This window comes from Paenibacillus sp. FSL K6-1558 (assembly GCF_038002565.1).
Classification (GTDB): Bacteria; Bacillota; Bacilli; order Paenibacillales; family Paenibacillaceae; genus Paenibacillus; species Paenibacillus polysaccharolyticus.
Map to the genome: position 1 here is coordinate 2,575,732 of NZ_JBBOCV010000001.1, position 20,731 is coordinate 2,596,462.

Consider the following 20,731-nt stretch of genomic DNA (forward strand, 5'->3'; position numbering starts at 1 on the left):
CTATGTCCGTGACTTCGATTCACTATCAACAGAAAAAAGCCTGAAAGACCGCATCTCTCATGCGATCTTCCAAAGCCCTCTTTTAACACAGATAGTTGAACTAAAGGGAGTTACACAGAGCATTCCGATGGGAAACCACCTGAACATTCGTGTTATCCCTTAATAACCTTTAAATTCCTTTATGGTCGATTCCCTCATGAGCTTAACCATTCACATGCCAAATGACGCTATCCTCATCCTGCCCATTCACCGGCCACCAGTGGAAACCATCCTGCTCCAGCAGCTTCGCTGTCTCCTCCGGGCCCCACGTTCCTGCGGGATATGTGTGCAATTCACCCTGATTACGGCCCCAAGCAGCCGCGATTCGGTCGACAAAAGACCATGCGGTCGCCACCTCATCCCAGCGGGTGAAGTACGTGGAATCGCCTTCTGCTGCATCATGCAGCAGGCGCTCATAAGCTTCGGGCGAGTTGATTCCGATCATGCAGCTCTGACAAAAGTCCATCGCCAGGGGCTGAATCTCGGAATCCGAGCCCGGCTTTTTGGCATTAATTTTAATATAAATGCCTTCCATCGGATTTACCCGAATCACGAGCAGATTCGGCTCCAGCTTATATTTTTTACCGAGGTATACGTTGTTCGGCATCGATTTGAACTCAACCACAATTTCCGTAGTTTTCACCGGCAGACGTTTGCCTGTCCGAATGTAAAACGGCACACCAGCCCAGCGAAAGTTATCAACGAATACGCGTGCTGCAAAATACGTCTCCGTATTGGACTCCGGATCAACCTTGTCTTCCTGACGGTAGCCCGGAAGCGGTTTGCCTCGGGACTCCCCTTCCGTATACTGGGCACGTACCACGTTGTTACGCACATCTTCATCCGACGTAAACTCACGCAACGAACGAAGCACCTTCACCTTTTCATCCCGGATATCCTCCGGGAACAGACGGCTTGGCGGTTCCATCGCAATCATCGTCAGCATCTGCAACATATGATTCTGACCCATATCACGGAGTGCACCGGAGTGGTCATAATATCCTCCACGCTCCTCTACACCAACTGTCTCACCTAGTGTAATCTGAACATTGGCGATGTGTTTATTGTTCCAGAGCGGTTCGAAGAAGGCGTTCCCGAAGCGAATCACTTCGATATTTTGCACCATTTCCTTGCCCAGGTAGTGATCAATCCGATAGATTTCCTCTTCCTTAAACACCTCGCGAATCTGTTCATTCAGCTTCTCGGCCGATGGCAGATCATATCCGAACGGCTTCTCAATCACCAGACGATTCCATCCACTGCCCTCCAGCATGCCGCCATCTCTCAAACTGTACGACACACTGCCAAACAACTTAGGCGCCAGTGCCAGATAGAACAGCCGATTTCCCGGTGTTTTGAATTTGGATTCCAGCTGTTCGGTCTGCTCCCGCAGTTCCCGGAACCCGTCCACGTTGTTGATGTCCAGTGATTTGTATTCAAAATGCTCGGCAAAAGCGTTCCACTCCTGCGAATCCCCTGCCCGATAACGGCAGAACTCTTGGATAGATTCAAGAAGATCGTCCCGGAACTGTTCCTGTGACCTCGGACGTCTGGCTACGCCAATAACCGCAAAGTCATCAGCAAGCTTGCCTTCACGGTATAAACTGTAGATGGCCGGAAACAACTTCCGGCGGGCCAAATCTCCCGTTGCTCCAAAAATGAAAAACACTGCACCTGGTGTCTGTACTTCATTTTGCATCTGTTTATTGTCCATAGGCTCCTCTTTCCTCCGGGAAGACCTTCTTATCCGCTTCCCGAGCTATGTAATAGTGTTCAGTTCAGTCGATCTCAACAAACCAAATAACAATTACCAGCAAGTCCCAACTTGGATGTGATGATATTTTAGCATATCCCCTGCCGGGAATCAGCTACAATATCATTACCTCCATCAATTAATATTCAATCGTGATCACCGGAAAACCGACAGTAACACGTGCATCATTCTGTCCACTGACTTGATGTACCGCAAGCTGCATATTTAATAGGTGCGAGCCGCTCATAATCTCCAAAGGTAACTCTTTCTCCTGATAGGAAACACTGGCTGTAGCTCCATCCTCATAACGCTCAACTGCTATCATTTCCAGTTCATCAGAGAGCTTGGCTTCCAGCGCCGCTAACTGTTCACTGGCCTTTCTCTCCGCACCAGCCTGAGCCATATTGGATACCTCTATTGTGGCTGGCTTGTCATTCCCTTCATTCATCTCACTTAACTTGCCCTGTACGGACATATTCCAGCTTGCTTCGTTCAAGTCGTGTTCAGTCATTGCCTCTGCCACCTGACCATGTAATGCAAGCAATGCCTGACGATCCAGTTTTGCTCTTCCTGCCAGCTGCACGATCACATAATATTCATCCTGTTCTGTACTCGCCACATTAAGCAACAACCCTATTGGGGATTCTGAAACGCCAACTTTTCCCTGGCTTCGATAGACCTCATGTCCGGTTTGAACATCCTGAACGGGAGCTTCAAGTCCCAGATCTGCTGCCAGCTTCATAGCTTGCATACGAGCATCTCCGTGGCCTGCGACTTGCCATTTGATCACCCATTGATCTGCATGTTTGATAACTGCATCTGCTGTATGTAACAATTGCTCCAGTTCTGCCACTTCGGTACCAGAACCTTTCGTTTCTACTTCTACATTCGCTGCATATACCTGTGTAACTCCGATTAAAATTATAATGGCTATGGCAATGACCCCTGTATTCATCCAACGTTTTATCAAGTGAATTCCCCCATTCGCTCCGCCAATCTATGAATCTATCAACAGCATGCCCTCTTCCGGCTTGACCTATACCCTTTTACGAGACTCTCTCTATGTGTGCATACAAAAAAAGCTCATCCACCACGTTAGGGCAGAACGAGCTTTCCGTTATATTCAACCTTGATTCTTTCATCTAAAATTTTTCAAAATTTTGTTTATTTCCATTCCAGACACATACCTTGCGGCTACCTGGCTATCGTATCAACTTACTCGGCTAATCCATTCTTATAGGCATAAATCGCGGCCTGTGTCCGGTCATCCACATCCAGCTTCGCCAGCAGGTTGGTTACATGGAACTTAACCGTCTTAATACCGATGATCAATTCGTCCGCAATATCCTGATTGGACTTGCCCTGGGCCAGCAAACGCAGAACATCCATCTCCCGATCGGTCAGTTCTTCATGTAAAGGTGCCGCCGCTTGTGGTTGTCTGAACCGATTCATCATCTTGGATGCTACCTGTGACTCCAGAACAGATTGCCCGCGGGCAGCAGCACGAATCGCATCAGCTACCTCATTGGCTCTGGACGTTTTCAGCAGATAGCTGAATGCTCCTGCTTCAATGACCGGATACATTTTCTCATCGTCCAGATAACTGGTCAGCACAATGACTTTGCATTCCGGGTTCATTTTGAGCACCTGACGTGTCGCTTCAATGCCATCCATACCTTCCATGACAAGGTCCATCAGCACAACGTCCGGCTTATACTCCTGTGCAAGCCTGATGCCTTCCTCTCCACTTCCGGCTTCACCGATCACTTCAATGCCGTCTTCCGTATCAAGAACCGCGGCAAGGCCTATACGCACCATCTCATGATCATCCACGAGCAACACTCTGATCGACGTTTCCGTCTCCGTTTCGACTTCCGGTTCCATTGACATGTTCTACCTCGCTTTCATCGTTCATCAGAGGGATGGTAATCTCAATCCGTGTTCCTTTGCCAGGTGCCGTCACAAATTGGATAGCTCCCCCAATCTCCGTAACCCGTTCACGCATATTCGCCAAACCATAGGAGGCCTGCTTCTGTTCATCCAGATCGAAGCCCTGCCCGTCGTCTCGAATCAGTACACGAACCGCATCCATTCGGCGTTGCAATCTGATCTCCATTTTCTCCGCTTTTGCATGACGCAACGTATTCGACATCGCTTCTTGCACGATCCGGAATAAATGGTTCTCGATTCCTTTGACCAGATGAATATCCTCGTCCATCTCCAGCACGATCTCCATCGGTACTTTGGTTTTGAGTTCCATCACCAGATCACGCAATCCCTGCTCCAGTTGTTTTCCCTCCAGATAGACGGGCCGCAGATGCAACAACAAAGCCCTCATCTCGGACTGAGCCACGGAAGCCATTTCTTCAATTAAAGCAACCTGCCGCTGTGCCCGTTCAAAATCCTTCTCCATCTTCCGGCCTACTGCCGTTGCTGTCATTGAGATCGCAAATAGCTGCTGTGATACCGCATCATGCAATTCCCTTGCAAGCCGTTGTCTCTCCTCTACAATGGCTGTAATTCTGGCCTGTTCGGCCAGCTGTGCATTGTTCGTGGACAACCGCTGGAGGGAAGACACCTGATCTTCCCACTTTTTGCCGATGCGACCCAGTTGTTCACTAAGCCGGCCGACATCATCCTGACCGAGATCGGGTACCGTACGGGAGAGTGATCCTTTTTCCCATTGCAACAAGGTTTCCGTTAACAATTCTAGCCGCCTTTTCACCCTATAACTCTGATAAAATCCAAATACCGCCCCAATCCCGATCAGAAGTAACAACAGAGCCAGCCCGGATTGAATCAGATGACGCCAGCCTGCAAATGGAGCCAGATAACCATATGTATACAATACATATAAAATAACAGCAAACACAATGAAAACAAGGAGGATCCCTTCACGCATACTTCGGGTAACCATATCGGTATGTTTTCTATCCTTCATCCGGGACCTCCTCCTTTTTTTCATCCATTTCTTAGTACTACGGATTATGAATATTTAAGTCGCCAACAATATACGAAATAACAAATTTCACTTTATATTCACTGGATTCATATCCAGGAGTTCTCCATACCAATTGATTCATCATGCCGCTATCCTGCTCGCCTAACAGATTAATTCGGCCAAATAGCACCGACGCCTCAATCTCAACTCCGTAATCCTCAGGCAGCGTTAGACGTACATTGCCCATAACGCCTTGCAACAGGACAATCGTTTGCTTCTCCTCAGGAATAGAGAGGGACAGATCCGCATTGACCTCGCCTATGGCATGCCATAGGCTCATACTGCGCAGCCTCCAGGAGGACTGATCCCAGTAATAACGGGCCATAAAATTTTGTTTTTTCATGACATCATCATGTAGATGAATTCTTTTGTTCTTGGAATAAAAATAAGCTAATGATGCGAGTACAATTATAAAGACAATCATCAAGTTATCTAGTAGCAGCAGGGCTGCACCAACACCAAGATAACGGTACCCTTTTTTGGTTTCTCCTTTTCGAATCTGAAGCATTCCAACCGTTAACAGAATAAGTGCGGCAGCCGTCAGCAGGTTCATATTCCGGTTAAAGAGCATTAGAAAACCAACCACAATAATAATGACTGCAATCCAGTGACTTTTTTTACTCATTTCTGCCGCACCTCCTCTGTAAGTTCATCTACGATCTGGATTTTCTTCATTCGACGGAAAAGCCATAGCAGGCACTGAAGTCCTGTATGGCTTAACTTTTGTTCTACGAATCGTATAGGCTACACGATCTATAGAATATCATATTGTCCAGCAAGCGAACAGTTATTCTTTAGAAGTATCGATCGCTTCGTTCTTGGAACCATTGCCCATTTTGTTTTTCAGAGCCTGCAATTGTTGATCTACTTTGAATTGTTTCTCCAGATCAACCGGATTGGTGTAGGAAGCTCCAGTATTGCGGTATGGCGCACGGGCTACATCTGCCTCAGCTTCAAGTTGCATGATTTTCTCTTCCATGCGGTGGAATCCAAGGGATGCGCTTCCGCTCTCAATGGAATGCAAGCTGTTGATCGAAGACATTTGTTTCTTAGCTTTAGCCATCTGTGCACGGGATACAAGCTCATTACGTTTGTTGCGCATTTTGTAGAATTCATCTTTCATATCATGCAACTGTTGCAACAGATCTTTCGCTTGTGCTTCAGATTGAGCGTGCAGTTCGCGGTATTCCTCAATTTTTTGATCAAAATAAATTTTCTCTTCCAGCAATTTGCGTGCTACTTCTTCCTGACCATTCGACAGAGCAGCTTCAGCTTGGGACTCACGTTGTACCGAAGTACGTTCTGCTTCATCCAGACGTTGCTTCATGCGGCGCTCGTTAGCCATTTGTTTAGCAACCGTCACCTCAGCCTCATGAATTTCGGCCTCCATATCACGCAAGTACTGGTTCAACATTACAATCGGATCTTCCACTTTATCCAACATGTCATTTACAGATGCCTTCGTCATATCCTTAATCCGTTTAAATACTCCCATTTTACTTTTCTCCCTTCTCGTAACGAGATAATTTTTGGCGAAGCTCTTCAACTTCTTTTTTCAGTGCCTTCTTTTCAATATCTTTCATCATGGAATCCAGTTCACTTTCGTGCTGGCTTCCTGCGCCATAAGTGTTGTTGTCATAGGAACGCGGGCCGGAGTGCGGTCTGCTGTTGTATCCTGGACCAGGGCCAAAGCCGGGACCCGGTTGATTAGGGTTGCTGTTAAAAGGATCTCTTGGAGGCTGATGGTCATAACCACCATAACCTCTGCCAGCACCAGGGCCGTAACCATATGGATCATATGGTGGGAAAGGCTCTTTGGGTACGACGAGAGCGGCGATGAAGTAGATTAACAACGTCGTGCCCCCGGTTGCAAAGATACTGATAACGAAGATGATCCGTAATAGCGTAGAATCCATTCCAATTGCCTCGGATATGCCGCCGATTAGACCGGTCATCATTCGGTCACGCGTTGAGCGGTATAGTTTGCTCATGTGCTTGCTCCTTTCGTTTACTTGTAACCTCTACTGTGATCGGGACCATATACATACGGATCTGCGTAGTTAGGTTCCTTAGGTACAACCAATGCTGCGATGAAGTAGATGAATAGAGATGTACCACCCGTTGCGAAGATACTGATGAAGAAAATGATCCGTAGCAGCGTGGTACTTAATCCTAGATTTTCAGATATGCCGCCGATCAAACCTGTCAGCATACGGTTGCGCGTTGAGCGGTATAATTTATTCATGTTACTACTCCTTTTTATCGTTATTGAGCTTTTGCTTCAAGCGCTCCAGCTCTTTGTCCAGTGCAGAGGATGACATGTTACCGGATAAGTCGGAACCATCCTGACCCATTCGCCGGATTTCCCGAAGACTCTGTGCCTCATATTCGAGATCGGAGACTTGGTCATCCAGCTTGTTAAACATACCGGGTACATTTTGACCACTGTAGTTTCCACGTTGATTCATTCGTTGTTGCAACTGAATGGTTTGCATTCGAGCGTAGTAATATTGGCGTTTGCTATACACATTCTGATACTCTGCCTTCAACTGATTGATCTGTTCATCGAGTTCCTGCAGTGCAGCAGCGCTTTGTGTGTACAATTCAGTGTATTGATCCATTTTTTCCTCATGGAGAATTTTCTCCTGCAGAGCCAGCTTGGCGAGATGTTCCTCTCCGGCTTTCAAAGCCATAGATGCCTGTTCCTCTCGTTTGTTAACCATAGCGGCGGCTTGATCTGCCTGCTGTTTCATTTGTCTTGTATGACTTGCATACTGGTGTCGAAGCTTTTCGGCTTCTCCTATGTCTTGGCGGGTCGAGACCAGGAACTGATCAATCAGTTTAACGGGGTCCTGACTTTGCTCCAGATGTTCGTTCAGACTAGCTACGGTGATATCCCGCATTCGACGAAATACACTCATTATGTTCTGTCCCTCCTTTTAGTTTATCGTGAAAATTCTTAATAACGGCGACGTGAATTGCGATTGTTGCTCAGCATCGAGATACCGAAGATAATCAATCCGATTGCGATAATCGGCCCGATCAGCCAAGCCAGTTTGCCCATCAGAGATACGATACCGATGATCAGAACGATCCATCCGAGCGTTACATTTCCTCTTTTAATTCCGTAATACCCTAGTGCAATCATCAAGACCGGAATCAGGTAACCCATCAGATGTCCAAGCAATGGTGTTAACTTTCCGAAGAGAATCAGAGCACCAAGTACAATCAACACAATCGCCCAGCCATTTCCCTTGTTCATTCTCATAATTGTTGTTCACCGCCCTTCCCGATTTTACTTTTTTGTTTTTGAACTTCAATCTAATCGCTGTTAGCCTAATCCCTGCATTTGTTCAATGCATCGTTTAATCCGTTTGTTGAAAACTTGCTTGTTTTTGTTTCCGTGTTTCTTGTTTAACCTTATGTCCTTATTCTAGGGGATTCAGCAACTTTTCAAAACAGACTGCGGACGGTTTTTGATCCTAGACTCAGGTCGGGGATCTGCTTGGACCTTGGACTGTCTGCGGGCAGGACTCAGGGTATTTTCGTCAAAACACCGCACTTCGGATACCTGTTATTACCCTTATAACGGAAACATCTCACGGAAGCCCACCTTCTAATATGAAAAAGCCGTTATCTCTATACGTACGTGGATTACACGATTTCGCTCCTGGAATTACTTTTTTATCCAAATAAACAAAAATTAGATTGTTCTAATTGAAAGCGTTTACTAAAATAAAGAAGTAATGAAATCTATTTTCCATCAAGGGGTGGACACGTGCGATCACTAAGCTATCTCCATAAAATGATTATCTTCGGACTTCTGTTAAGTACAGTGCCAATTCTGCTCACGGGAATTGCTGCTTTTATTTATTCTTCTAACCAGACAGAACTGCACCGGACACAAGCGAATCAACAGCTTCTCGAACAGATTCAGTCCAATGTAGAGCACAAACTCGCTACGGTTAGTTACATGCTGGACCAAGCGGTGCGCTCTCCAATTACACTTCGTTCTCTTGCGGACTCTAATTCACTGGGGCGAGTCAGCAAGTTACAAGCGGGCGACCTGCAGACAGAGTTCCAGCATATGAAGTCATGGGAACCTCTGCTCGATATTATCTTAGTCAACCAATCCAAGGATTGGCTTATTAATCATGCTGGCTTATATGCCAACACTCGCTTCCCGTTATCACTGCCCATGAAAGATCTAATTGCGGATACACTGGCCTCGGGATGGCAACTCGCACCCTCAACCATATTTAGTAACGAAGATGATGACGAGCAGAGAATCTCAGGCCAACGTCTTTCAGATAAAGGCTGTATTTATCATATTACGCTCGCAAGAACGATTCCCGATGCAAGTGCATCGTCCAATGCAGCACTAATCGCTGGAATTCCAGCATGTTATATGCAAAATCCGCTGGCGCAATCCCCGACAACCGAAGCCTCAGGCGCCGGTTTGATCATTATAAATCGGGAACAACGTGTTATTGCTCACCCGAATGCATCCTATATTGGACAACCTTTGTCTGCGATAGGCCTGCTTGATCGGAAGAACGGAGAACATATTCAGACGTTACCACCTGTAATGTACTCTGACGCTTATGCTGAGCATGAAGTGCAACTTGCCAATGCAGATTATTCGTTAACTTATAGTCCTTCTACATTAAAAGGATGGACATATATTCTCATCTCTCCCGAGAATACATTAACTCAAGACTATATTAGAATCGGATTCCATACGTTATATATCAGTATGGCCATACTCTTGCTTTCGCTGCTGCTCGCGTGGCTAGGTTCCCAACGAATGCTCGCTCCCATCAGACGTATTCTTACTCAATTAGGCGATAATATCATTCACAAAGGGCATTCCGTGGTACCACATCAGTCTGTGAATAAACCTGATGAACTGGAACAAATTCGGATGGGCGTTTCTCAGTTATATGATGCACACTCTCAACTGGAATCCACTTTAAGTCAGCATCAGAACCAAATACGTACCTATACTATGATGCAGTTACTTCAAGGCAAAACCAGCTTTAAAACATTACACAGCACATTACGAGAACAGGGATATGTTACACATCCTTCTACGTGGCAACAAATTGTCGTCGTAGCCCTACAGCCTGAACTAATAAACCACTCTAAATATAGAATGGAGGATCGCTCTCTGCTCTTATTTGCCATCCAGAACATGCTTGAAGAAACGCTTCAGCCTGATCAGCAACTACTTCCTATTGTATTGGAACAACATGTTGTAACCGTGATTGGCAGTACGGAGGGAGATCTACTGCTGTTCTCGGAGAATATCTCAAGATTAACAGAACGATTACAGCAACAGATCGGTGAGGTTTTGGATTTGAAGGTCAGTATCGGTCTAAGTCAGCCACATCCATTCATGAGTCATATTCCACAGGCATACAACGAAGCTATAGATGCGCTTAAACATCGGATGCGGCTTGGGACAGGCATTATCGTACAATATAAGCAATATGATTTGGCTTCAGCTGCATGGGCCATGGCCTATCCAGAGGCAATAGAGTATTCGTTGCTTCAATCTATTCAGCAAGCAGACGAGAGTGTTGCTACCCAACAGTTGACTGAACTGTTAGAGACTCTATTTTCACTGGAGTGCACTCCAGAAGAGTATCAATACGCCCTCATGCGGCTGTTAACACATATCTTGAAGCTTGCACAAGACTCTGGCATTCGACTTGCCCAGATCAGTCAGAGCCACCGTTCTCTTTTTCAAGAGTTGCATATTTTACAATCCGCTACTGAGGTGGAGCATTGGTTCAGCCATCAGGTGATCCTGCCTGTCATTCACATTTTTAAAGAAAGGCAGGTCGTACAGTCTCAGCACATTTCAGAGAAAGTGATCGCTATTATCCAGCAAGATTACGACAAAGATCTAACCCTGGAAGAATGTGCAATGCGGCTTCATTACAATGCTAACTATTTAAGCAGCGTTTTTCGTAAGGAAACGGGCGCTTCATTTAGTGAGTATTTGACGAGGTACCGGCTGAATATCGCCAAAAGATGGCTGGATGAACGAGATTGGACGGTAAAAGAAATTGCTGAACGGCTTCGTTATACCAATCCACAAAATTTTATCCGTTCTTTTCGAAAATGGGAGGGTATGACTCCCGGAAGATACCGGGAGTGTAAGAAACATCCCGAACGGGCTGTTAAAGGATAGATTAGAACTCCATCGAAAAGGGATATTTGTTAAACCTTGAAGATACATTCAAGTTTGTTTTATGTCTACTTTTTGACTGCAGACACGGTTTTCATATGAGCTTGTTCTAGCTGAATCAGCATTTTACCGAATCTTGCTCCCCGAGAATAGGGAACCACGCCGTTCGTATAGGTGTCACGAATATATGTTTCAGCTTTACTTAACGCTACCGCATCGGTTGGCATTTCATAGGTGTGTAGCCACTCAGGGAGCTGTTGAATCAATTCTTCTACCTGAATCTCAAAATCATTCACTTCTCTCGTAATAATCATTGTATAAGAATATCCCTTAAGGTAGAGCAACTGCTGGAGGTATGCCATGTCCCCTGCCTTGTAAGGAGCATCCACGTCAAGCACTGTTCTAAGCTCATCCATCAGTGTATGCTCTTTGGCACCGGCAATCGTACTGACATAAACATACTTTCGGGCACAGTGTATAGCTTGCTCAATCGTTTCCCAATCAGACATTGCGGGACACATCGAGGCAAAGACGATATCATATTGTTTCTCCCAGCCTTTATCCTGTATAGAGATTTCTTCAAATCGCTCGGATACAATCGTAATGTTATTCTCCAGTTCAGCAGGAATGGTTTCCTGCATTAACGAGACAAGCAAAGCAGAAGGCTCAACTGCAGTGACCCTGGCTCCCTTTTCTGCAAAAGGAATCGTAAATATACCGGAGGCCGCACCCACGTCCAGCACCGAGGCTCCTTCAAACGTTACACCCTGATTTTCAATCCAGCCCATAATGCGTGCCGAGCGGTTCTTGCCTTCCTCTGTAAAAGACTGGGCATGATAATTCCGAGCCCAACGTTCGAATGCTTCCTCTGTATCAAAAGGGGCACTTTTTTGCTTATATCTTGAACTTCTCGGGCGGTTCTTCCACGCTTCTTCCCATACACCCAGGTTAAATAATAGTTCTGCATTCGCTGTACTCGGTTGAGTCGTCAGCTTCTTCACGTCCTTTCATATTATAGACTTAATATATCTACAATATATTGAATTGATTTATACGTCAACCTTTAACTTACTTTGGGTCCAATGAGAAAGTTACACCTGTAAGTTTCTCAGATACTTCCCATAACCTACGTGACACATCCACATCATAAAGTTTGTTGATAATTGAATCACTTTTAGGATATCCCTTTCTGCCCCCGCGACCATCCGGGCCAATATATTCTCCGCCTTTAATCAGTGGGGAAGTTGCACTGTACAATGTAGGTAATGCGCCCATATTCGCTGGCTGTGTACCCAGATATGTAAGCAGACGCATCAATGGGTTCGCACGTTTGCCAGAACCAAATGACATCAGATTGGTATTAGAAAAGCCTGGATGACAGACTACGCTAACTGTACTCAAACCTCCTTTTGTCAGTTGGTTGTTCAATTCTCTCGCAAAGAGCATATTCGCCTGCTTGCTTTGGCCGTAAAACCTCCAGCTATTGTATCCCTTGGCTCCATCTAAATTATCGAAATCTATGCTTGCGTTATGAGCAGCAATACTGCTAAGTGTTACAATTCGGGAAGCAGGCGTTGAAATCAGATGAGGTAAAAGTAAACCTGTCAGCGCAAAATGACCCAGATGATTACTGCCAAATTGAGACTCAAAGCCATCCGTTGTCAACCGATAAGGTGTATTCATAATCCCCGCATTGTTAACCAGAATATCGAGGGTTGGATATTTTTGCGTATAAGCTGCTGCAAATGTTCTGACACTATCCAGGTCTGCCAGATCCAATTTCATCAGTTCTGCACGAACACTCGACTTGATTGCCTTGACCTTGGAGAGTGCTTCCTTACCTTTTTCCATATTACGAACAGCCAGCACCAGTGTTGCATTTTTCTCCGCCATTGCGATGGCCGTTTCCAATCCGATCCCGCTACTTGCTCCTGTAATGACCACCGTTTTATCTGAGCAATCCGGCATGCTTTCCTTAGTCCATACTGTACTCATCCTGCGTCCCTCCATCGTTAAAATATATTGTTACGCAACCCAACCCTAAATCAAGTATACATGTCTATATGTATCTGAATATAAGTGATATTCATGGTAGTCCTGTTCAGTTTACAAAGGTCCCCAAACGGGACCCTTGCAACGTCAGTTCAAATATTCATTTATTTCATTTGATGAAGTAGTTCTACCAGTATGTCTTTTGAGTACATAGTCTGCATTCTGGCCATTTCCATTGTACTGTCAGTTCCGAATGTGATCTGATCTATGGTCGACAGTATTATGATTTTAGAGAAGGCAGTATGATATTTGCTAAACCCGGACAAACACTTCAAAAAGGAGCACGAAGTAACAGTGATGGCACACATAGCTGGATGCTTTGCTTTCATCCGGATCTGATTGGCTCAAGTTCCCTATAGAGTAGAATGAGCGACTATAGCTTTTTTGAATATGAGGCAAACGAAGCTCTGCATCTATCTGATCAGGAAAAAGAAATCCTGGAGCGAATCGTTCAACAGCTTCAGATCGAGTACAGCGGCAATCTCGACAGCTACAGCAAAGATCTATTGATCTCCAATCTGGAATTGCTGTTGAATTATGCCAAGCGTTTCTATGGAAGACAATTCATCACGCGAACGGCAGTGCAGAAAGATTCCGTTGAGCATTTTCATACTCTTCTAAAGGAAAGATGTAGCATAGAGACAATCGCTCAATCAGGCATGCCTCGGGTCAAGACACTCGCTCAGGCTATGGGATATTCTCCTAACTATTTATCCGACATGCTGAAAAAAGAGACTGGAAAAACAGCTCAGGAATTCATTAAGCTGCAATTGCTCGACCTGGGTATTAAGTTCCTGATCCATACCAATGAACCAATCTACCGCATTGCAGACCTTCTTGGCTTTGAACAGCCTTCTAGCTTCACCAAGTTTCTTAAATTGCAAGTCGGTATTAGCCCTGTGGAATATAGAAAACAACACAGAAGGGGTTGACGCTCCCCTCTGTGTTGTTAATCTGTTAACTTGAACGAAACATCTGCGGACCACGCGGAACACGTCCCGTAGAATCAGGTTCCAACGTAATCGCAATGGAATCATAGCTCCATGTCTGGTTCCCCATAGGAATTGCGAGCACAGCAAGTCCCATTTGATTTTCTACTTTAAGCTTGCCTGCGTTATGGTACGCCTGATCCTTATTCAACCATACCTGATATACCTCATTCGTCTTCGTCTCTGGAGGATTGAACAGGTAGACGACAAACTGCTGATCTTTGCCGGTGCCTACAATACAAGCTACTCCATAACTCGTTCCAGAGGTGAGCGATTCCAACTTCATAACCTTTTGTATTTCAGAAGTCGGCAAATCCATCGAATTCATCAACGTTACAGGTTGTTCGATGCGCTCTTGAATTAAAACTACATTTCCTATCAAACTAGCACCAAGAAGGATAAGTACAGAAGCTGCTACAAGATTCACTTTTGGATTGTTATAGCGTTTCGTAAACCGCTTGAATCTGCTACTGCTTTTATGTTCAACAAGATCTGGCGCAGAGGATTCGTTGCCTTTCCCCCATGCGGCTTCCATCACCTGTTGTTTTAAATCAGATGGCAACTCCACTTGCTCCATATGCGTTGGAATCGCCTCCCAACCTAGCCGTAATTGTTCTAATTCAAGCTTACATGACGCACAATCAGCAAGATGTCTTTCGAAAGCTTTGCCCTCCTCTGAGCATGGATCCGATAGATATTCCAGCATGTATGAGCAGACGGTTATTGACGACATTACCACTCTTCCCCTCCCGCAAGCAAATGCTTACGCAGTATTTTCAGTGTCTGGTGCAGTCGGCTTTTAACTGTGCCCAAAGGCTCCTGATAGTGTGCAGCTAACTCACTCAAGCTGTATCCCTGCCAATAAAAATGTTCGAGCAATTGAAGTTGCTGCTGAGACAGGAATGCACGCATTCCTTTAATCTGCTCCTTCAACATTTGTTTTTCAACCTGGCTTTCGACCGATAGTTCAGCAAGCTCTGCAACTCTCTCCAGCTTCTCAGATGTATAATAAGACACCACCTGGCTCGACAGACTTCGTTGCTTACGTAACCAATCGATAGCTAAATGACGTGTGATCGTGATGATCCAGTTCCTGCAATGACCCTTGTTGGGGTCATATTCGGCCTCTGTTGTCCATATCCTGACAAAAACGGACTGCACCACTTCCCGAGCACCGTCCTCCTGTTGAAGAGCCTTCCAGGCGAATGAGTATATGAGAGAAGCATAACGGTCATATAGTTCTGATAATGCTTCTTGCTTTTTTTGTTTAATCAGCAGAATTAGCTGGTAATCGGAATACTCCTGCATTCAAAAGTCTTCCCCTCTCCTGTCAGGTCGAGCAATTTCAATCACAGGACTACTTGGAGAGAACTTTAATTACCCCTTTCATACTTGGATGAGGCCCACAGTGATAATTGATCTCGCCCGCCTTTTTAAACGTAACCACTGACTTCTCTCCCTCGCCTATTAGTCCTGTATCGAAAGAGTCGTCTTCTGCAACAACGGAGTGCTCAACTTGATCCTTATTCACAAATTCAACACGATCACCAACTTTGATCTTCAGCTCTGCAGTTTGAAATGCAAAATCAGAAATTTCAATTACATACGTTTTGCTTTTCTCTACTTGGGTACCCGCAGGTTTTTTAGTATCTTTAGAAGATTTGGACGTATCACTCTTCTTCTTTGTAGACTTTTTCTTATCTGTAGTCGCAGGCGCTGATTTCTTCGGTTTGGCTGGCTTAGTTGGTTTAGATGGCTTGGTCGTTTTGTTAGCTGTAGAACCCGTCGTTTGCTTGGACGATGGCTTTACGTCCTTTTTTTCTGTTGTTCCCGTCATGTGATGGTGAGCCGATGCTTCTGCACCGGCCAACTGTGGCAATGTTAAACATAGCCCCAATACCAAAAGTAAGGATAAATATTTTGCTGATTTGTTCATTATTGCTTTCCTCCCTAAAATAAAAAATTAAAATGTCGCATAAATGCGTTCAATCATAAGAAACGAATGATATCCTTAATCGGTTTGATATCCCCGAATTTTTATTTTAAAGAGTCATCACGCAACTTAATCACGAGTAGAGTATTATAACTCAATACAAAAAGAGTTCACTAGAGATATACTCTAATGAACTCTTTAAATAAATACCGGCGAGAGGACTCGAACCTCCACGGTTTCCCACTCGATTTTGAGTCGAGCGCGTCTGCCATTCCGCCACGCCGGCTTATTTGATTGTAGCATATAATAAAAATATGCTGGAGGCGCCACCCAGATTCGAACTGGGGATAAAGCTTTTGCAGAGCTGTGCCTTACCACTTGGCTATGGCGCCTTATTATGGAGCGGAAGACGGGAATCGAACCCGCGACCCTCGCCTTGGCAAGGCGATGCTCTACCGCTGAGCCACTTCCGCATAATGGCTGGGGATATAGGATTTGAACCTATGCATGACGGAGTCAAAGTCCGTTGCCTTACCGCTTGGCTAATCCCCATTAGATAACAAAGGGGCGATCGAGGGGAATTGAACCCCCGAATGCCGGATCCACAAACCGGTGCGTTAACCACTTCGCCACGATCGCCATATAGAAACTACTATTAAAATTAATTGGCAGGGGCAGCAGGAATTGAACCCACACCAACGGTTTTGGAGACCGTTGTTCTACCTTTAAACTATGCCCCTAAAAACTGGTGGAGGATGATGGATTCGAACCACCGAACCCGTACGGGAGCAGATTTACAGTCTGATGCGTTTGGCCACTTCGCTAATCCTCCAGGATTACATGGTGCCGGCGAGAGGACTTGAACCCCCAACCTACTGATTACAAGTCAGTTGCTCTACCAGTTGAGCTACACCGGCATATTAAGTTTTCTATCAAGGTGGCTCGGGACGGAATCGAACCGCCGACACGAGGATTTTCAGTCCTCTGCTCTACCGACTGAGCTACCGAGCCATAATAAAGTTTAAGCTTGAGTCGCTACACTTTATCTAGGGCATCAGTGCCATACAGCAGATGTAGTGAACAACTTGCCTCATGTTAAGAATTAAATGGCGGAACCGACGGGATTCGAACCCGCGATCTCCTGCGTGACAGGCAGGCATGTTAGGCCAACTACACCACGGTTCCAGATCACTTTCGGTTAGGAAAGTTACAATTGCGGGGGCAGGATTTGAACCTGCGGCCTTCGGGTTATGAGCCCGACGAGCTACCGGGCTGCTCCACCCCGCGTCATTAGAAAATTATATGGTGGAGGCTGAGGGGATCGAACCCCCGACCCTCTGCTTGTAAGGCAGATGCTCTCCCAGCTGAGCTAAGCCTCCGAACAACACATTTATGATCTTACCATAAACTCGATATGAAAATCAACTCTTTTTTTGAAGTGATGAGTTTCTCATCTCAGTTTATAGTTTGAAAATAATAATGACCCGTAGGGGATTCGAACCCCTGTTACCTCCGTGAAAGGGAGGTGTCTTAACCCCTTGACCAACGGGCCTTACTGAAGAAGAATTATGGCGGAGAGAGAGGGATTCGAACCCTCGAGACGCTTGTGACGCCTACACGATTTCCAATCGTGCTCCTTCGGCCAGCTCGGACACCTCTCCATGGCTCCCCGAACAGGACTCGAACCTGTGACAACTCGATTAACAGTCGAGTGCTCTACCAACTGAGCTATCAGGGAATATGTTTCAGAGTTATTGTACTCTGAAAACTAGATTCGAAACGAAACGCACGTGATTCAAAACTTGCATATTGGATAAGCCCTCGACCGATTAGTACTGGTCAGCTCCATGCATTACTGCACTTCCACCCCCAGCCTATCTACCTCGTCGTCTTCAAGGGGTCTTACATACTGGGAAATCTCATCTTGAGGGGGGCTTCACGCTTAGATGCTTTCAGCGCTTATCCCGTCCGTACATAGCTACCCAGCGGTGCTCCTGGCGGAACAACTGGTACACCAGCGGTACGTCCATCCCGGTCCTCTCGTACTAAGGACAGCTCCTCTCAAATTTCCTACGCCCACGACAGATAGGGACCGAACTGTCTCACGACGTTCTGAACCCAGCTCGCGTACCGCTTTAATGGGCGAACAGCCCAACCCTTGGGACCTACTTCAGCCCCAGGATGCGATGAGCCGACATCGAGGTGCCAAACCTCCCCGTCGATGTGGACTCTTGGGGGAGATAAGCCTGTTATCCCCAGGGTAGCTTTTATCCGTTGAGCGATGGCCCTTCCATGCGGTACCACCGGATCACTAAGCCCGACTTTCGTCCCTGCTCGACTTGTAGGTCTCGCAGTCAAGCTCCCTTATGCCTTTGCACTCTTCGAATGATTTCCAACCATTCTGAGGGAACCTTTGGGCGCCTCCGTTACTCTTTAGGAGGCGACCGCCCCAGTCAAACTGCCCACCTGACACTGTCCCCGCACCGGTTTACGGTACCAGGTTAGAACCTAGATACGATCAGGGTGGTATCCCAACGGTGCCTCCACGCAAGCTGGCGCTCACGCTTCAAAGGCTCCCACCTATCCTGTACAGATCGTACCCAAATTCAATATCAAGCTGCAGTAAAGCTCCATGGGGTCTTTCCGTCTTGTCGCGGGTAACCTGCATCTTCACAGGTATTAAAATTTCACCGGATCTCTCGTTGAGACAGCGCCCAAGTCGTTACGCCATTCGTGCGGGTCAGAATTTACCTGACAAGGAATTTCGCTACCTTAGGACCGTTATAGTTACGGCCGCCGTTTACTGGGGCTTCGGTTCACAGCTTCGGGATTACTCCCTAACCACTCCCCTTAACCTTCCAGCACCGGGCAGGCGTCAGCCCGTATACTTCGCCTTACGGCTTCGCACAGACCTGTGTTTTTGCTAAACAGTCGCTTGGGCCTTTTCACTGCGGCCCCCTCGTGCTATTCACACTACCGGGGCACCCCTTCTCCCGAAGTTACGGGGTCATTTTGCCGAGTTCCTTAACGAGAGTTCTTCCGCGCGCCTTAGAATTCTCTTCTCGCCTACCTGTGTCGGTTTGCGGTACGGGCACCTTCATCTGGCTAGAGGCTTTTCTTGGCAGTGTGAGATCATGACCTTCGCTACTGTAATTTTCACTCCCCATCACAGCTCAGCCTTACGGTTAGCGGATTTGCCTACTAACCAGCCTTACTGCTTGGACAGGCATCCATCAGCCTGCGTCACTACCCTACTGCGTCCCCCCATCGCTCGTAACGATTTACGGTGGTACAGGAATTTCGACCTGTTGTCCTTCGACTACGCCTTTCGGCCTCGCCTTAGGTCCCGACTTACCCTGAGCGGACGAGCCTTCCTCAGGAACCCTTAGGCTTTCGGCGGATCAGATTCTCACTGATCTTTTCGTTACTCATACCGGCATTCTCACTTGTATAATGTCCAGCGCTCCTTACGGTACACCTTCAACCCTTATACAACGCTCCCCTACCCCTGATGCAAGCATCAAGCCATAGCTTCGGTGGTGTGTTTAGCCCCGTTACATTTTCGGCGCAGAGTCACTCGACCAGTGAGCTATTACGCACTCTTTCAATGGTGGCTGCTTCTAAGCCAACATCCTGGTTGTCTGTGCAACTCCACATCCTTTCCCACTTAACACACACTTGGGGACCTTAGCTGATGGTCTGGGCTGTTTCCCTTTTGACAATGGATCTTAGCACTCACTGTCTGACTCCCGGAAGTAAGTCTATGGCATTCGGAGTTTGACTGAGCTTGGTAACCCTTGCGGGCCCCGCACCCAATCAGTGCTCTACCTCCACGACTCTGTTTTCCGAGGCTAGCCCTAAAGCTATTTCGGGGAGAACCAGCTATCTCCGAGTTCGATTGGAATTTCTCCGCTACCCCCACCTCATCCCCGCATTTTTCAACATGCGTGGGTTCGGGCCTCCAGTGCGTGTTACCGCACCTTCACCCTGGACAGGGGTAGATCACCCGGTTTCGGGTCTACGTCCACGTACTCATTCGCCCTATTCAGACTCGCTTTCGCTGCGGCTCCGGCTCTTCACCTTAACCTTGCACGGGAACGTAACTCGCCGGTTCATTCTACAAAAGGCACGCCATCACCCCTAAAACGGGCTCTGACTTTTTGTAAGCACACGGTTTCAGGTTCTATTTCACTCCCCTTCCGGGGTGCTTTTCACCTTTCCCTCACGGTACTGCTTCACTATCGGTCGCTAGGAAGTATTTAGCCTTGGCAGATGGTCCTGCCGGATTCATACGGGGTTTCACGTGCCCCGCACTACTCGGGATCCGTCTCGGAGGGAACAGACTTTCAATTACAGGGCTTTTACCTTCTTTGGCGGGCCTTTCCAGACCTCTTCGCTTAACCGGTTCCTTTGTAACTCCATGTGAGACGTCCCACAACCCCAAAGAGCAAGCTCCTTGGTTTGGGCTTCTCCGCGTTCGCTCGCCGCTACTGACGGAATCACTATTGTTTTCTCTTCCTCAGGGTACTTAGATGTTTCAGTTCCCCTGGTATGCCTCTACTTGCCCTATGTATTCAGACAAGAGTAACTGGAAATTACCCCAGCTGGGTTTCCCCATTCGGACATCCCCGGATCAAAGCTTGCTTACAGCTCCCCGAGGCAGTTTCGTTGTTCGCCACGTCCTTCATCGGCTCCTAGCGCCTAGGCATCCTCCGTGTGCTCTTAGTAGCTTAACCATTGCGCTCGTGTTCGAGCTGTCACTCCCCTT

General features: G+C 46.7%; 17 protein-coding genes, 15 tRNA genes and 1 rRNA gene. 2 read left to right on the top strand and 31 right to left on the bottom strand.

The genetic code is table 11. From position 1 onward, the window contains the following. Positions 1-202 precede the first annotated feature (202 nt). The 10 genes from zwf to MHI38_RS11175 all read right to left on the bottom strand — a co-directional run bounded on the left by zwf (position 203) and on the right by MHI38_RS11175 (position 8,061). A complete protein-coding gene (zwf, locus tag MHI38_RS11130; protein ID WP_341181261.1) occupies positions 203-1,753 on the bottom strand; it encodes a glucose-6-phosphate dehydrogenase in 1,551 nt (516 codons plus the stop codon). Between the two features lie 178 nt (positions 1,754-1,931). Then, complete coding sequence (locus tag MHI38_RS11135; RefSeq protein ID WP_154891095.1) at positions 1,932-2,762, bottom strand: YwmB family TATA-box binding protein; 831 nt, start codon at positions 2,760-2,762, stop codon at positions 1,932-1,934. 245 nt (positions 2,763-3,007) lie between these two features. Next, positions 3,008-3,676, bottom strand: coding sequence for a response regulator transcription factor (locus tag MHI38_RS11140; protein ID WP_090919691.1), 669 nt, complete (start codon positions 3,674-3,676; stop codon positions 3,008-3,010). Further along, the gene (locus tag MHI38_RS11145; RefSeq protein ID WP_090919694.1) at positions 3,618-4,733 is read right to left on the bottom strand and encodes a sensor histidine kinase; all 1,116 of its coding nucleotides are present in this window, start codon (positions 4,731-4,733) and stop codon (positions 3,618-3,620) included. The genes MHI38_RS11140 and MHI38_RS11145 overlap by 59 nt, the downstream gene beginning before the upstream one ends. Before the next feature lie 37 nt (positions 4,734-4,770). Beyond that, positions 4,771-5,418, bottom strand: a complete 648-nt coding sequence (liaF, locus tag MHI38_RS11150) for a cell wall-active antibiotics response protein LiaF (RefSeq protein WP_339832582.1) — start codon at positions 5,416-5,418, stop codon at positions 4,771-4,773. A gap of 162 nt (positions 5,419-5,580) precedes the next feature. Continuing rightward, positions 5,581-6,288 carry a PspA/IM30 family protein gene (locus MHI38_RS11155; protein WP_090919700.1) on the bottom strand — a complete coding sequence of 236 codons (708 nt, stop codon included), beginning with the start codon at positions 6,286-6,288 and terminating at the stop codon, positions 5,581-5,583. A 1-nt stretch (position 6,289) separates the two neighbouring features. Further along, entirely contained in the window at positions 6,290-6,784 is a 495-nt protein-coding gene (locus tag MHI38_RS11160; protein ID WP_154891096.1) for a PspC domain-containing protein, read from the bottom strand. Positions 6,785-6,801: 17 nt separating this feature from the next. Further along, positions 6,802-7,038, bottom strand: coding sequence for a PspC domain-containing protein (locus MHI38_RS11165; protein ID WP_090919706.1), 237 nt, complete (start codon positions 7,036-7,038; stop codon positions 6,802-6,804). A 4-nt stretch (positions 7,039-7,042) separates the two neighbouring features. Further along, positions 7,043-7,714: a PspA/IM30 family protein gene (locus MHI38_RS11170; protein WP_090919709.1), complete on the bottom strand. Its 672-nt coding sequence runs from the start codon at positions 7,712-7,714 to the stop codon at positions 7,043-7,045. A 38-nt stretch (positions 7,715-7,752) separates the two neighbouring features. Continuing rightward, positions 7,753-8,061: a LiaF transmembrane domain-containing protein gene (locus MHI38_RS11175; RefSeq protein ID WP_090919712.1), complete on the bottom strand. Its 309-nt coding sequence runs from the start codon at positions 8,059-8,061 to the stop codon at positions 7,753-7,755. 537 nt (positions 8,062-8,598) lie between these two features. On the opposite strand from MHI38_RS11175, the gene MHI38_RS11180 reads away from it, so the two are divergent. Beyond that, the gene (locus tag MHI38_RS11180) at positions 8,599-10,992 is read left to right on the top strand and encodes a helix-turn-helix domain-containing protein (RefSeq protein WP_341181262.1); all 2,394 of its coding nucleotides are present in this window, start codon (positions 8,599-8,601) and stop codon (positions 10,990-10,992) included. A gap of 65 nt (positions 10,993-11,057) precedes the next feature. Here MHI38_RS11180 and MHI38_RS11185 read toward each other — a convergent pair whose 3' ends face one another. Then, positions 11,058-11,990 carry a class I SAM-dependent methyltransferase gene (locus MHI38_RS11185; RefSeq protein ID WP_154891098.1) on the bottom strand — a complete coding sequence of 311 codons (933 nt, stop codon included), beginning with the start codon at positions 11,988-11,990 and terminating at the stop codon, positions 11,058-11,060. A 67-nt stretch (positions 11,991-12,057) separates the two neighbouring features. Further along, the gene (locus MHI38_RS11190) at positions 12,058-12,984 is read right to left on the bottom strand and encodes an oxidoreductase (protein WP_154891099.1); all 927 of its coding nucleotides are present in this window, start codon (positions 12,982-12,984) and stop codon (positions 12,058-12,060) included. A 422-nt stretch (positions 12,985-13,406) separates the two neighbouring features. Between MHI38_RS11190 and MHI38_RS11195 the strand changes: the two genes are divergently transcribed. Then, positions 13,407-13,973, top strand: a complete 567-nt coding sequence (locus tag MHI38_RS11195; protein ID WP_261769399.1) for a helix-turn-helix domain-containing protein — start codon at positions 13,407-13,409, stop codon at positions 13,971-13,973. Positions 13,974-13,998: 25 nt separating this feature from the next. On the opposite strand, the gene MHI38_RS11200 is transcribed toward MHI38_RS11195, so the two are convergent. From MHI38_RS11200 to MHI38_RS11290, 19 genes are all read right to left on the bottom strand, one after another. Continuing rightward, complete coding sequence (locus MHI38_RS11200) at positions 13,999-14,607, bottom strand: anti-sigma factor (protein ID WP_308723542.1); 609 nt, start codon at positions 14,605-14,607, stop codon at positions 13,999-14,001. A 155-nt stretch (positions 14,608-14,762) separates the two neighbouring features. Next, complete coding sequence (locus MHI38_RS11205; RefSeq protein ID WP_154891101.1) at positions 14,763-15,338, bottom strand: RNA polymerase sigma factor; 576 nt, start codon at positions 15,336-15,338, stop codon at positions 14,763-14,765. A 49-nt stretch (positions 15,339-15,387) separates the two neighbouring features. Then, positions 15,388-15,966, bottom strand: coding sequence for a plastocyanin/azurin family copper-binding protein (locus MHI38_RS11210; RefSeq protein ID WP_154891102.1), 579 nt, complete (start codon positions 15,964-15,966; stop codon positions 15,388-15,390). A gap of 204 nt (positions 15,967-16,170) precedes the next feature. Then, positions 16,171-16,249 (bottom strand) — tRNA-Leu (locus MHI38_RS11215). A gap of 32 nt (positions 16,250-16,281) precedes the next feature. After that, a tRNA-Cys gene (locus MHI38_RS11220) sits at positions 16,282-16,355 on the bottom strand. Between the two features lie 6 nt (positions 16,356-16,361). After that, positions 16,362-16,436 (bottom strand) — tRNA-Gly (locus tag MHI38_RS11225). Between the two features lie 4 nt (positions 16,437-16,440). Further along, positions 16,441-16,515 (bottom strand) — tRNA-Gln (locus MHI38_RS11230). A gap of 14 nt (positions 16,516-16,529) precedes the next feature. Further along, positions 16,530-16,602 (bottom strand) — tRNA-His (locus MHI38_RS11235). 27 nt (positions 16,603-16,629) lie between these two features. Beyond that, positions 16,630-16,703 (bottom strand) — tRNA-Trp (locus tag MHI38_RS11240). Between the two features lie 6 nt (positions 16,704-16,709). After that, positions 16,710-16,795, bottom strand: a tRNA-Tyr gene (locus MHI38_RS11245). Between the two features lie 9 nt (positions 16,796-16,804). Next, positions 16,805-16,880 (bottom strand) — tRNA-Thr (locus MHI38_RS11250). Positions 16,881-16,901: 21 nt separating this feature from the next. Further along, positions 16,902-16,974, bottom strand: a tRNA-Phe gene (locus tag MHI38_RS11255). Between the two features lie 96 nt (positions 16,975-17,070). Next, positions 17,071-17,148: transfer RNA gene (locus MHI38_RS11260), tRNA-Asp, on the bottom strand. 28 nt (positions 17,149-17,176) lie between these two features. Continuing rightward, a tRNA-Met gene (locus MHI38_RS11265) sits at positions 17,177-17,250 on the bottom strand. Positions 17,251-17,266: 16 nt separating this feature from the next. Further along, a tRNA-Val gene (locus MHI38_RS11270) sits at positions 17,267-17,342 on the bottom strand. Between the two features lie 101 nt (positions 17,343-17,443). Next, positions 17,444-17,515, bottom strand: a tRNA-Glu gene (locus MHI38_RS11275). A gap of 17 nt (positions 17,516-17,532) precedes the next feature. After that, positions 17,533-17,624 (bottom strand) — tRNA-Ser (locus MHI38_RS11280). Position 17,625: 1 nt separating this feature from the next. Beyond that, a tRNA-Asn gene (locus tag MHI38_RS11285) sits at positions 17,626-17,701 on the bottom strand. Between the two features lie 71 nt (positions 17,702-17,772). Then, positions 17,773-20,699, bottom strand: a 23S ribosomal RNA gene (locus MHI38_RS11290). Positions 20,700-20,731 lie beyond the last annotated feature (32 nt).

What these genes read in the sequence shown, in the direction of transcription:
- zwf (WP_341181261.1), bottom strand. Translation starts at nt 1,753, where the DNA reads ATGGACAATAAACAGATGCAAAATGAAGTACAGACACCAGGTGCAGTG.
- MHI38_RS11140 (WP_090919691.1), bottom strand. Translation starts at nt 3,676, where the DNA reads ATGGAACCGGAAGTCGAAACGGAGACGGAAACGTCGATCAGAGTGTTG.
- MHI38_RS11145 (WP_090919694.1), bottom strand. Translation starts at nt 4,733, where the DNA reads ATGAAGGATAGAAAACATACCGATATGGTTACCCGAAGTATGCGTGAA.
- liaF (WP_339832582.1), bottom strand. Translation starts at nt 5,418, where the DNA reads ATGAGTAAAAAAAGTCACTGGATTGCAGTCATTATTATTGTGGTTGGT.
- MHI38_RS11155 (WP_090919700.1), bottom strand. Translation starts at nt 6,288, where the DNA reads ATGGGAGTATTTAAACGGATTAAGGATATGACGAAGGCATCTGTAAAT.
- MHI38_RS11160 (WP_154891096.1), bottom strand. Translation starts at nt 6,784, where the DNA reads ATGAGCAAACTATACCGCTCAACGCGTGACCGAATGATGACCGGTCTA.
- MHI38_RS11165 (WP_090919706.1), bottom strand. Translation starts at nt 7,038, where the DNA reads ATGAATAAATTATACCGCTCAACGCGCAACCGTATGCTGACAGGTTTG.
- MHI38_RS11170 (WP_090919709.1), bottom strand. Translation starts at nt 7,714, where the DNA reads ATGAGTGTATTTCGTCGAATGCGGGATATCACCGTAGCTAGTCTGAAC.
- MHI38_RS11175 (WP_090919712.1), bottom strand. Translation starts at nt 8,061, where the DNA reads ATGAGAATGAACAAGGGAAATGGCTGGGCGATTGTGTTGATTGTACTT.
- MHI38_RS11180 (WP_341181262.1), top strand. Translation starts at nt 8,599, where the DNA reads ATGATTATCTTCGGACTTCTGTTAAGTACAGTGCCAATTCTGCTCACG.
- MHI38_RS11190 (WP_154891099.1), bottom strand. Translation starts at nt 12,984, where the DNA reads ATGAGTACAGTATGGACTAAGGAAAGCATGCCGGATTGCTCAGATAAA.
- MHI38_RS11195 (WP_261769399.1), top strand. Translation starts at nt 13,407, where the DNA reads ATGAGCGACTATAGCTTTTTTGAATATGAGGCAAACGAAGCTCTGCAT.
- MHI38_RS11200 (WP_308723542.1), bottom strand. Translation starts at nt 14,607, where the DNA reads ATGGAGCAAGTGGAGTTGCCATCTGATTTAAAACAACAGGTGATGGAA.
- MHI38_RS11205 (WP_154891101.1), bottom strand. Translation starts at nt 15,338, where the DNA reads ATGCAGGAGTATTCCGATTACCAGCTAATTCTGCTGATTAAACAAAAA.
- MHI38_RS11210 (WP_154891102.1), bottom strand. Translation starts at nt 15,966, where the DNA reads ATGAACAAATCAGCAAAATATTTATCCTTACTTTTGGTATTGGGGCTA.